The organism is Pseudomonas sp. GV105, assembly GCF_003058185.1.
GTDB classification, from domain to species: domain Bacteria; phylum Pseudomonadota; class Gammaproteobacteria; order Pseudomonadales; family Pseudomonadaceae; genus Aquipseudomonas; species Aquipseudomonas veronii.
This window is the reverse complement of the sequence record NZ_QBUF01000001.1, coordinates 37568-48927: the sequence shown is the minus strand read 5'-3', so window position 1 is coordinate 48927 and position 11360 is coordinate 37568. Positions and strand designations below refer to the sequence as shown.

Annotated in this window: 9 protein-coding genes; 6 read left to right on the top strand and 3 right to left on the bottom strand. The window is 61.5% G+C overall.

Annotation, left to right across the window (positions count from 1 at the left end; translation table 11 throughout):
- Positions 1-370 precede the first annotated feature (370 nt).
- Positions 371-619, top strand: coding sequence for a hypothetical protein (locus tag C8K66_RS31095; protein ID WP_231589909.1), 249 nt, complete (start codon positions 371-373; stop codon positions 617-619).
- Between the two features lie 20 nt (positions 620-639).
- A complete protein-coding gene (locus C8K66_RS31090) occupies positions 640-774 on the top strand; it encodes a hypothetical protein (protein WP_256381499.1) in 135 nt (44 codons plus the stop codon).
- A 153-nt stretch (positions 775-927) separates the two neighbouring features.
- On the opposite strand, the gene C8K66_RS00200 is transcribed toward C8K66_RS31090, so the two are convergent.
- Complete coding sequence (locus C8K66_RS00200) at positions 928-1950, bottom strand: AraC family transcriptional regulator (protein ID WP_108523977.1); 1023 nt, start codon at positions 1948-1950, stop codon at positions 928-930.
- A gap of 167 nt (positions 1951-2117) precedes the next feature.
- Between C8K66_RS00200 and efeU the strand changes: the two genes are divergently transcribed.
- Genes efeU through efeO (C8K66_RS00180) form a run of 4 tightly spaced genes read left to right on the top strand, consistent with a single transcriptional unit; the run spans position 2118 to position 6329 of the window.
- The gene (gene efeU, locus C8K66_RS00195) at positions 2118-2963 is read left to right on the top strand and encodes an iron uptake transporter permease EfeU (RefSeq protein ID WP_017847276.1); all 846 of its coding nucleotides are present in this window, start codon (positions 2118-2120) and stop codon (positions 2961-2963) included.
- 10 nt (positions 2964-2973) lie between these two features.
- Complete coding sequence (gene efeO, locus C8K66_RS00190) at positions 2974-4176, top strand: iron uptake system protein EfeO (protein ID WP_079443677.1); 1203 nt, start codon at positions 2974-2976, stop codon at positions 4174-4176.
- A gap of 14 nt (positions 4177-4190) precedes the next feature.
- On the top strand, positions 4191-5495 hold the full coding sequence (gene efeB / locus C8K66_RS00185; protein ID WP_046385265.1) for an iron uptake transporter deferrochelatase/peroxidase subunit: 1305 nt from the start codon (positions 4191-4193) through the stop codon (positions 5493-5495).
- 15 nt (positions 5496-5510) lie between these two features.
- A complete protein-coding gene (efeO, locus tag C8K66_RS00180; RefSeq protein ID WP_017847273.1) occupies positions 5511-6329 on the top strand; it encodes an iron uptake system protein EfeO in 819 nt (272 codons plus the stop codon).
- A 5-nt stretch (positions 6330-6334) separates the two neighbouring features.
- Here efeO (C8K66_RS00180) and C8K66_RS00175 read toward each other — a convergent pair whose 3' ends face one another.
- Positions 6335-9748, bottom strand: a complete 3414-nt coding sequence (locus tag C8K66_RS00175; protein WP_108523976.1) for a hypothetical protein — start codon at positions 9746-9748, stop codon at positions 6335-6337.
- Positions 9749-9895: 147 nt separating this feature from the next.
- A complete protein-coding gene (gene pssA / locus C8K66_RS00170) occupies positions 9896-11239 on the bottom strand; it encodes a CDP-diacylglycerol--serine O-phosphatidyltransferase (protein WP_017847271.1) in 1344 nt (447 codons plus the stop codon).
- Between the last annotated feature and the right edge of the window lie 121 nt (positions 11240-11360).

The following is an 11360-nucleotide window of genomic DNA, read 5'->3' as shown; positions in this document are numbered from 1 at the left end:
ATGCATGCATTCCTGATTGAATGAAGATGGCGTCGTAATCTAATTAACGGCTCAAGCGCTGTCGCGGATTTAGCCGGTGGATTTGCACGCGGTAGATCAATTTGGGAAATAGACTACCCCTCGCAAGCTAATCGCTGTCAGACACTTCCTCGCATCTATTCCAACAGACTGTTTTCGTTAAATAACATGACCACAGTAATGCAACGGGCACGAAGGCCATCAGCGCCTTCTGATGTAAAAATCTCCTTGGATTGGTCGCATCCAGCCAATTCTTTGCCCCACGGCCCATTCGGTCACGGCACTTTTTTAAAGTAGGTACAAGAGTGGCCCGATATAAAAGTGTACGTTTCGACTAATGAAGGATTTCACTATGGCCGTTTTATTGACCGCGGAACAAATGAGGTACACCAAAGCGTCTAACCCGTTCCAGATAAAGAACCCGAAACAGGTTATCAATACATTCACGATAACGGAAGAATCAAAAGCTTCGGACACGTTGAAGCTTCGAAAACAAGAGTTGATTGATGATCTGAAAGCATTTTTGAAAGACTACGACATGACATCGATCACCACCAACGAACTAAAAAAGTCGGCAGACGGTTTTATGAAAACGACGTAATTGATGGCGAGGCGTTTCATATGTTCATATCTGGTCTGGGTGCTTTTGATGCCAACGGCCAGCAAGCTGAAACAGACGTAAAATACAAGGCAATCGCCTTATTTAACGAAAGCTGGACGATTGCCTTTCGTTTCTTGAAAGCCATCCCAACGTGAAGCGGTCACAAGGCATCCCCGAATATGTTCGAGGCATGTTCGCTGCCAATCATGCAATCAATGCACGGGCATTTTTTGTTAATTCTTCCCGCAGTGATCTCTCGATAGAGGAGCGTGCCTGAGTTTGGCTCTTTATCCCGTACACCCACTCCATCACAGGCGATTTGTCTCGTTCAAAATCAAACTACGATAATGCCCCGGATTCGACCCGATCCATTTACGAAACGCCTTGTAGAACGAACTGGCATCGGCAAATCCCAATCGCGTGGCAATTTCGGCAAAGCTGATCTGCGGTTCGGCCAGCCAGACAATCGCCAACTCTTTGCGCACGCTGTCCTTGAGCCCCTGATACGTTTGCCCCTCTTCCGCCAAGCGGCGGCGCAGGGTCGAGGCGGAGATGCACAGGTTGGCGGCCAGGCCGTCGGTTTCCGGCCAGATGTCGGGCGGCATCTGGCGCAGGTCGTGCTTGATGCGCGTGGCCAGGCTGTCGGGGTCGCGGTATTTGACCAGGATATTGGCCGGTGCGTGGCCAAGGAAACGCTTGAGTTCTTCGGCGCTGCGCTTGATCGGTAGGTCGAGGCAATCGGCGGAGAAGATCATGCGCGTGCGCGGCCGGTCGAAACGCAGGTTGTCGGAGAACATCACCCGGTAATCGTCACAAAAATCCGGTTGTGGACAGCGCAGTTCGATGGCCAGGATCGGTATACGCCGCCCCGCGAGCCAACAGGCGACGCCGTGGACGATCATCCAATAAGTGAAATAGCTGAACGCCCGGCGCGGCTCGGGCTCGGTTTCGAGCAGCACGATTTCCGCCAGGCTTTGCTGGCGCACCAGTTGGGCAGGCAAATGCTCGAACATCAATGACAGGAACGCCAAGCCGGTTTCCAGCCCGGCCGCCACCGTCGGTTGAGCCATGGCCACGCGGCACAGAAACGCCAGGCTGCCGGACTTGAGCGGGCGCGGGTCCATGCCAAAAAACTCATCGTCCAGGCGCCGCGCCAACAGGCGCCACAACCGAGCGTAGGTCGTGGCCGAGACACGTGCACCAGGCTGCAACAGCAGCTCGGGAGCAATGCCCGCCTTGCTCAAGGCCTCAACGCTCGCTGCTCCCGACGCGCAGCTCTGCAACAGGGCTTCGCGCACAAGATGGATGGAGATGGTGTCTTTTTCCGACATGGGTGTGGGGCAATCCAACGGCACAAAAGGTGGGGTGCATCATAAGGGCGCTTGAGCTTTGCCACCACCGTTCAGCCGCCGTTCAGTAAAGGTCAATGTTTCTTGTTTGGCAATGAGTATCATTATGTTACAACTTAGCTTCCTATCCAGTTTCCCTGCGGTGTCGAATGCTTGTTCCCTTTCTCATCATGTTGCGCGAAGGCATTGAAGCCGCATTGATCGTTGGCATCATCGCCAGTTACTTGCAACAGACCGGCCGTGGCCAGTGGATGCCCGCCGTGTGGGTCGGTGTCTTCCTCGCCGCGGCCCTGGCCTTGCTGGTCGGTGGCGGCCTGGAACTGATGAGTGCCGAATTTCCGCAAAAGCAGCAGGAATTGTTCGAAGGCGTGGTCGGCCTGGTCGCCGTGGGCATACTCAGTTCCATGGTGTTCTGGATGCGCAAGGTCGCACGCTCGATCAAACATTCGCTGCACCAATCCCTCGACCATGCCCTGGCCGGCTCGCGCCACCAAGTCACCGCGCTGATCCTGATGGTGTTTTTCGCCGTGGCCCGTGAAGGCCTGGAAACCGTGTTCTTCCTGTTGGCGGTGTTCCAGCAGAGTGAAGGCCCCGGCGCACCGCTGGGTGCCCTGCTCGGCCTGGTGCTGGCGATCATCGTCGGGTTCCTGATCTACAGCGGCAGCATGCGCCTGAACCTCGGCGCGTTTTTCCGCTGGACCGGCCTGTTCATCCTGGTGGTGGCCGCCGGCATCCTCGCCAACTCCGTGCAGGCCCTGCATGAAGCCGGCGTGTGGAACCACCTGCAAAGCGTGCTGTTCGATGTCAGCGCGACGTTGCCGATGGATGGCCCGGTGGGCTCGGTACTCGCCGGGATGTTCGGCTATCAGGATGCGCCGACCGTCAGCACGCTGGGGGCCTACCTGATCTACCTGGTGGTGGCCCTGGCGATGTTCTTCCTGCCCGCGGCACCCGCCAAGCCGGTCGCCGCGCCCTCTTCCGTTTCTCACCCGTAAGGACCGTCCCTTGTCCAACCCAACTCCTCAACCGGCCTCGCCGCCACGCGCCCTGCGCTGGGCGGTAGCCGGCTCGGCGATCGTGATGATCGCCGCCGGCGGCCTGTTCTACTATGCCTCGCAGCTGGCAGCGACCAAGCGCCAGACCCACCAAGATGAAACCGTCGTGACCATTCACGGCCACGCCTGCGAACCCAACGCGCTGACTGTTGCGGCCGGGCGCGCGAGTTTTCGCATCATCAACCGCTCCGACCGCGCGGTGGAATGGGAGATCCTCGACGGCGTGCTGGTGGTCGAAGAACGCGAAAACATCGCGCCGGGCCTGAGCCAGGTGATCAATGCCAATCTGTTGCCCGGCGACTATGCAATTACCTGCGGCCTGTTAAGCAACCCGCGCGGCACCTTGCACGTAACGCCGACGGCGGCATCCGACGCCCAAGCCAAGGCCAAGCCGTCGATGGTGGCGTTTATCGGGCCGTTGTCGGAATTCCGTGTGTACCTGAGCAGCCAGGCCAGCGCTCTGATCAAGGCCACGACCGCCTTGCAACAAGCGATCGACGCCGGTGACCTGGCCCAGGCTCAGGCGCTGTATGTGCCGGCCCGCGAGGCTTATCAGCGTCTCGCCGCGGCGTCGCAACGCCTGGCGCAACTGGACAACGCGATCAACGCCCGCGCCGATTATTTCGAAAAACGCGAGCAGGACCCAGCCTTCAGCGGCTTCCACCGCCTCGAATACGGCCTGTTCCAGCAACGCAGCCTCGATGGCCTGGCCCCGCTGGCGCAGCGCCTGGTGAGCGACGTCGGCACCCTCAAACAACAATTGCTGGCGCAGTCGCTGCCACCGGAACAACTGGTGAGCATCGTGGTGCGCAACCTCAATAGCCTGGCCGACGTGCGCGCCGTCAGTGGCGAAGAGGAGCGCTACAGCCATATCGACCTGAACGGTTTCGCCGCCAACCTGGATGCCGCGCGCAAGGTGGTCGACCTGATGCGTCCGCTGCTGAGCAAGTCCGCCGCCGACCTGTTGCCAAACATCGACACGGCCCTCGCCGCGTTCGAGACGGCGCTCGATGGTTTGAAAGTCGACGGCCAATTCAGCCGCTACGACCGTGTTACCGCCGATCAGCGCAAGCAGATCGCCGACAAGGCCAAGGTACTGGCCGCCGCACTCGATGGAATCGACCCCGCCCTTGGCCTCTCCGGCCTACAGTGAAGACGACCGCATACATGAGTGATTTACCACCGTTAGACCTTCAACGCCGTCGCGTCCTGCTGGGCATGGCCGCCACCGGTGCCGCGCTTGCCGGCAGCACCTTGAGCTGCCCGGCCATGGCTGCTGCCGCCGAGCAAGTGACCACCGCCCCGCGCAGCGACAAGACCCAGGACCATCACGATTTTTTCGGCAAGCACCAAAGCGGCATCGTCACCCCGCGCCCGGCCTGCGGCATGCTGGTGGCCTTCGATGTCCTGGCTGCTGATCGCGACGACTTGGAGCGGCTGTTCCGCACCCTCAACGAGCGCATCAGCTTCCTGATGACCGGCGGCAGCGTGCCGCAGGTCGACCCGAAACTGCCGCCCACCGATTCGGGCATCCTCGGCCCGGTGGTTACGCCGGATAACCTGACCATCACCGTATCGGTCGGCGAATCGCTGTTCGATGAGCGTTTCGGCCTCAGCGCAGCCAAACCCAAGCGCCTGATCCGCATGGTCGGTTTCCCCAACGATGCGTTGGAAGCGGCGCAGTGCCACGGCGACCTGAGCCTGCAATTTTGCTCCAACACCCCGGATACCAATATCCACGCCCTGCGCGACATCGTGAAGAACCTGCCCGACCTGCTGCTGGTGCGCTGGAAGCAGGAAGGCAGCGTGCCGCCGCAGGCGCCCGCCCGCCCCGGCGAGCCTGCGCAGAGTGCGCGCAACTTCCTGGGCTTTCGTGACGGTTCGGCCAACCCGAACTCCAACGATGCCAAGACCATGGACCAAGTGGTCTGGGTGCAGCCCGGCAGTGACGAACCGGCCTGGGCGGCCAATGGCAGCTATCAGGCGGTGCGGATCATTCGCAATTTTGTCGAGCGTTGGGACCGCACGCCGCTGCAGGAACAGGAAAGCATCATCGGCCGCATCAAGCCCACCGGCGCGCCCATGGGTGGCCAGCACGAAGCCCAAGTGCCCGATTACAGCAAAGACCCGCAAGGCAAGCTGACCAAGCTCGATGCCCATATCCGCCTGGCCAACCCGCGCACCCCGCAGACCCAGGCCAACCTGATCCTGCGCCGGCCGTTCAACTACTCCAACGGCGTCAACAAAAACGGTCAGCTGGACATGGGGCTGCTGTTCATCTGCTACCAGGCCGACCTGGAAAAAGGTTTTATCAGCGTACAAACCCGGCTCAACGGCGAGCCCCTGGAGGAGTACCTCAAGCCAGTCGGCGGCGGGTATTTCTTCACCTTGCCGGGGGCAACGGGACCGAAGGATTTCATCGGGCGCACGCTACTTGCTGCAACGCACGTTCAACCCCCTGCCAACACTTAAAGCGGAAACTGTCCCATGAACAAGTCGACTCTCGCGCTGTCGCTGTTAATCACCCTCTCGCCCCTGGCGGCCTTCGCCGCCACGGCGCCGCTGGACCTGGTAGGCCCGGTGTCGGACTACAAGATCTACGTCACCGAACAAATCGCTGAGCTGGCGACCCAGACCCAGGCGTTCACCGACGCGGTGAAAAAAGGCGACCTGGCCACCGCCAAGCAGCTGTATGCGCCGACCCGTGTGCACTATGAAGCCATCGAACCGATCGCCGAGCTGTTCAGCGACCTCGACGCGGCCATCGACTCGCGGGTCGACGACCACGAAAAAGGCGTGAAGGCCGACGACTTCACCGGCTTTCACCGTATCGAGTACAGCCTGTTCGCCGAAAACACCACCCACGGCCTCGACGCCTTGGCCGACGGCCTGAACAACAACGTCAAGGACCTGCAGACGCGCGTGGCCGGCCTGACCTTCCCGCCGGAAAAAGTCGTGGGCGGCGCCGCAGCCCTGCTCGAAGAAGTCGCCGCCACCAAGATCTCCGGCGAGGAAGACCGCTACAGCCACACCGACCTGTATGACTTCCAGGGCAACATCGACGGCGCGAAGAAAATCGTCGACCTGTTCCGCGGCCAGATCGAGAAACAGGACACGGCCTTCCTGGCCAAGGTCGACAAGAACTTCGCCAGCGTGGACACGATCCTGGCCAAGTACAAGACGGCGGACGGCGGTTTCCAGACCTACGACAAGGTCAAGGAAAACGACCGCAAAGCCTTGGTCGGCCCGGTCAATACCCTGGCTGAAGACCTGTCGACCCTGCGCGGCAAACTGGGTTTGAACTGAGCCCTCTAGGTCTCGCTCAACGGTCGGTACCCTTCCAACGGCGTACCGACCGGCAAGCCGCTTTCAGGATTGGCCGCATACCAATGCGCGCCCATCTGCACCGCTCGAATGGGCACGCCTTGATGGTGCCCATTGTGCGTTGCCACCGCGCGATCTATTGCCGCGTGTACGCCGAAGAATGTGCGCAACTTTTCCTGCGCCGCGAGCATGTTCGCGAACGCCGACACGTTGGGCGCGCTGTTCAACGCGCGAGGCAAGGCGAGCACGCCTTTGGCACTGTTGACCAACAGATCGGCAGCGCCATCTACCGGATTCAAAAACGCGCTGACCACGCTCACGCCCTTTTCCAGCACGCGGAATGCCTTGGCGCCAAAAGGCGCGACAACCTTGGTGGATTTGACCAACGAGCGCACCGCCGTTCCCGCGCCACCTAGAAACGCACCGGCCGTATCGATCAACAAGCCCCGCGTACCCTCGATGATATTGCCCTTGGCCAGGTCCACGATGGCCCCGACAAACGGAATCATGCTCAGCAAAATACTGTCGTTGCGTTGCGACACTTCTCGTTGTTGCTCAAGGGGTAATTGGCCCTGGGCATACTTGAGCACACTGTCGCGGTGATGAATGAAATTGCCCTGCAGGATCCGGTCGACAATCGCTTGGCTGCGGGGCGATGCAAAGCTGTTGGGCACCGCCGCGCTCACGCGGCCATTCGCAGCCGCGGGAGCGGCCGGCAAGGTATCACCGAGCTTATCGATAATGATGCCGGCGGACGAAACGTCCGAACGCGGCAAGGCATCGGAGGTGTAGGCGGTGAAGTCGAACGGCTCCACTGCGCCGTTCTGCAACAGGACCGTCGAGGGCGCCCAACGTCCGTAGGTGCGCTGCGTCTCTTCGAGGGTGCCGCCCAGCACCAGTTGCTCGGGTAAGTCCGTGCGCTTAACGATCATCATCTTGGCCGGGAACACTTCAAAGTAGCTGATCTGCCCGTTGTAGTCACAGCGGATCAGCGTGCCTTTGCGCCCTCGTCGCGCTTCGACTTGCGCGGATGTCTGGTCCAGCGTGGGCACCCCGTCGATCTGTTCGCGCAGGGTAAACAGCTCGACGGCGCCATACTCCAGGGCCTGGCGATCAGCCAGGGGCAAGTTGGCGATCATGCGCTTGGTGGTAATGCCCAAGCCTTGCTTGAGGCTCGCCAGGTAGCCGTCGACTTCGCTCACCACTTGCCCCGGCAGGCTGGGCAAACGGTTGATCCTGGCATTCAGGGCGCGCACGTTTTTGACGATGGCGGCTTGTTCGGTGCGACTTGGGCGTGTATTTGAAAAGGGCGTTCTTGCAGCGCCAGTGGCGCCGGGAGTGTCAGCCTCCAGCAGCATCCAGCGGTCCCTGACCAGGTCGCCGGTCATATAGGTCTCGATCAGCGAACGGATCTTGGGTTCCGAGACCTTCATGTTGCGGCGCTCGTCCGGGTCCGCAACGTAGACCTGCAACGCTTGCAACTGGGGCCCGCTGAGTTCCGGGAACACCTTCTGCAGGTTCGCGACCGCCTGGTCCCGGCGTGTCGGCAGCGGCGTCTTGAACGCCATCAGGGCCTGCAGGAGTTGCTCGCGCTGGGCCTGAAAGGCTTCACTGGCCTGCTGGTAGTGCTGCGGTGTATAGCGACCGTCGGCGGTCTTGGCGTAAACCCCTTGCATCAAGCCCCAGTCCAGCAACACGTCGACGCCGTGGTTATCCAGCACTGCCGCCTCGTCGGCAGTGCGTGCATCCAGTCGGGCAAGCGCCATGATTTCCGGGTAACTCATCGCCCGCGAGCTGCCCGCGCCGCCTTGACGTTCGGCAAAGGTCACACCCAGGCGCAAATCCGCCCATTCCGCAGACCCCATGCGCAGCGTGGAAGGAACATCCCGAATCAGAAACTCAGGGGCGGCAGCGGCCAGAAACAGGTGGGCCAACAGGGGCGCGACCTTGGGGTCCAGTGAGGTTTTTTTCCACAGGTGCGTTTCGATATCCGTGCGTACCGAGGCCAGCGTCCGCCCATTGTTGGCAGGTTGGTAGATGTCATAGCCGGCAATGGTCCCGGGGCGTCCCGGGGCGTCGGGGTCGATTTGCAGCATGATGGCCGCCAGCACCCACTGCTTGGCTTCGAGCGTCGAGAGTTGATCGCTGCCGGACGCGCCCTGGAACTGGCGATTGCGCGCCACGGCCCTGCCCCAGTTCAACGCCACGGGGCTGTTCAGGACCTGCTCGAGGAAGCGATCAGCGTCGGCGCGCAAGGTGCCTGCGCTGTTGAGAGCAAGCACCCCGCGGATATCCAGGACACGCAGCAGGTTCACCGCAGGCTTGTTGCCAGGAGTATCGTCATCGCTCAACTCCGCCACGAAGCGTTTGTCGGCGTCGGACAAGACGCCAGGGGCCCACTGACGCGCGATCAACTGCGTATAGTCCCCCAGCGCCGGCGCTGGCGGCAGCGCAGCGTCGAGCCAGCGCAGGATATTGCGCACCTCCCGCGCCGTCTTCGGCACCGACAACCCATGGGACGCCAGCACCTCGCTGACCGTTGCCTGGTCGGCGCCGTCAATCGCCAGCGACGAGGTGCGGCTGATCGGCGTTTGCACGTCGGCCAGCAGCACCTCGTCTTCATCGGAGAGGTGCCGCACGCGCTCACTCAAGGTGCCCGCCAGATGCACGCGCTCGTCCATCACGTCGATGACTTTTCTAGCCCTCAGGTTGCGCTGCTCCAGGCGCCCCTTGACCTCCGGCGACAAGGCAGACCAATCCGCCGTCGAGAGTGCCTGGCGCACGGTCTGCAGTTCGTCGGCGGTGTGCGGCGGGGGAATACCATACCCCTGCAACACCGCGTTGCGAGACAAGCCTTCGCTCTCAGGATGCACATACGCAAGCCCGTTGCCGGCCACATCCAGGGCGGCAGCGGCGGCGCGCAGCCTGGCGCTGACCTGCCACCATCCCGAGGTGTCGTTCAAGGTGAAGGTCTTTTGTGTCGCTACCCCACTGTCGACGACCCAACCGCTGACCGAGTCGGGTTTGACCACGACGGTATCCAGGGCCATCCCTTTGCTGGCGACCCAGGCCCGCATCTCGGCGGTATTGAAGGCACTGCGCAGCGCCTCGAAGCCTGGACGAATCGTGGCGCCATGGGGAATCTGGACGCTCGAGTCCGCTAACTGACGCAGGGCCGAGGTGCTCAACGCCGTGTGTAACTGATGATCGGCATCCGCCGACGTGGCCGGGGCTGGCTGCAAGGTCCATGGCGGCGCCGCGCTGGCCGGTAGGTCGGATGGCGCCGCGCGCCGGTTGCGCACAACGGTTTCGGGGATGATGCTGCCAATCGGCGCCGGCGCGGCGCTCAGCGCCAGCGGAATTGGCGAACGGGCATGAAGGATTGGGGAGACGGGCGACATTTCTAGTTCCTCTCTACCAGTGAATGGCAAGAGTTCTTGTCCTTAAGAACTGTCGAGAGAAAACATACCCGCCTGGGCCAGCGCTGCGTGTAGGCGAACTCTCAAGGCTTTGAAGGCAGCAAGAGAGTTCGTTGCGCGATGCCCGCGTTACAGAATGCGATACAACAACCGCTCGATCCGCACGCGGCTGACGCGGCGCAGGAACTTGCCGACTGCCTGCGGGTAATCCACCAGGGTCTGCAACTGCTGATAACCTTCGATGCGCGTGGTGTGCTGGAAAATCTGCGCCAGCTCGGTGCGCCGGGGTTCCAGCCACTCGCTCTTGGGGTCATCGATCAGCAAGGCGTTTTCCAGGTCAAGGCGGAACGCGCGTGGGTTGAGGTTGTTGCCGGTCAGCAACGTATAACGCTGGTCGACCCACATGCCTTTGAGGTGGTAGGTGTTGTCGCCGTCGCGCCACAGGTGCAGGTTCAACTGGCCGCTGTCGATCATCGGCTGATGGCGCTTGGCAAAGCGGCGCAGGCTGATTTCGTAGAGGTACGGCAAGGCCGCGATCACCTTGAACGGCTCGCTGGGCGAAATGTAGAAGTCGTTGGCAGTCTTGTCGCCGACGATGATGTCGATCTTCACCCCGCGCGCCAGGGCGCGGTTGATTTCCCGGGTCACCGGCAGCGGCAGGTTGAAGTATGGCGTGCAAATGGTCAGTTGATGCTGGGCGCTGGCGATCAGTTCGAGGATCACCCGGCTCAGGGGGTTGTTCTTACCGACACCGAGCAAGGGGCTGACAGACAGGTGGCCGTTGGGCAACTGGCCGCTGGTGGTGTCGTAGGCCGCGTGCTTGAGGCGGCTGCGCAGGTCGCCGATATCGTTGCGCAGGCTGCGGGTCGTCGGCGGGTTGGGCAAGTCGAGGCGATGCACGGCCTTGGATGCCATCAGCCCGTGCTCCACCAGGTGTTGCATCGAATCCGCCAGCGGTGCGCTGTGGATCAGGTGGTAACGGTCGAAACGGTACTTGTCGAATTTGTGCAAATACACGTTGTTCAGGCTGGCGCCGCTGTACAGCACGCTGTCGTCGATCACAAAGCCCTTGAGGTGCAACACGCCGAACAGTTCGCGGGTCTGCACCGGCACGCCGTAGACCGGCACCTCGGTGGCATGGCTTTGGGTCATGGCCTGGTACCAGGCGCTGTTGCCCGGCTGTTTACCGGCGCCGATCAACCCGCGCTGGGCGCGCAGCCAATCGACCAGCACCACGATGTCCAGCTCCGGGCGTGCGGCCTTGGCGGCGTGCAAGGCGTCGTAGATCTCCTGCCCCGCCTCGTCCTGCTGCAAGTACAGGGCGACGATATAGATGCGTTGGGTAGCCTGGGAAATTTTCTCCAGCAGGCAACGACGAAACGCAGCGGCGCCGGACAGCACCTCAATCGCCTCGGTGGAGAGTGGGAAAGCGCGCAGTTTGGGCAACAGGGAACGTTTGAAGAACGACGGCATAAGGCTCGCAATGGGTCGAATCCGAAGAGGCCCAGAGCTTACACCATGGGGGTGCTCAGGTCTCGTTGCCAGTCAGTGAAAAACCTTGTTGCGAAAGAAGAACGATCGTTCTACTGTATGA

Excerpts from the sequence above, each read along its gene's own strand:
- C8K66_RS31090 (WP_256381499.1), top strand. The coding sequence starts at position 640 with ATGTTCATATCTGGTCTGGGTGCTTTTGATGCCAACGGCCAGCAAGCT.
- C8K66_RS00200 (WP_108523977.1), bottom strand. The coding sequence starts at position 1,950 with ATGTCGGAAAAAGACACCATCTCCATCCATCTTGTGCGCGAAGCCCTG.
- C8K66_RS31095 (WP_231589909.1), top strand. The coding sequence starts at position 371 with ATGGCCGTTTTATTGACCGCGGAACAAATGAGGTACACCAAAGCGTCT.
- C8K66_RS00175 (WP_108523976.1), bottom strand. The coding sequence starts at position 9,748 with ATGTCGCCCGTCTCCCCAATCCTTCATGCCCGTTCGCCAATTCCGCTG.
- pssA (WP_017847271.1), bottom strand. The coding sequence starts at position 11,239 with ATGCCGTCGTTCTTCAAACGTTCCCTGTTGCCCAAACTGCGCGCTTTC.
- efeO (WP_017847273.1), top strand. The coding sequence starts at position 5,511 with ATGAACAAGTCGACTCTCGCGCTGTCGCTGTTAATCACCCTCTCGCCC.
- efeB (WP_046385265.1), top strand. The coding sequence starts at position 4,191 with ATGAGTGATTTACCACCGTTAGACCTTCAACGCCGTCGCGTCCTGCTG.
- efeU (WP_017847276.1), top strand. The coding sequence starts at position 2,118 with ATGCTTGTTCCCTTTCTCATCATGTTGCGCGAAGGCATTGAAGCCGCA.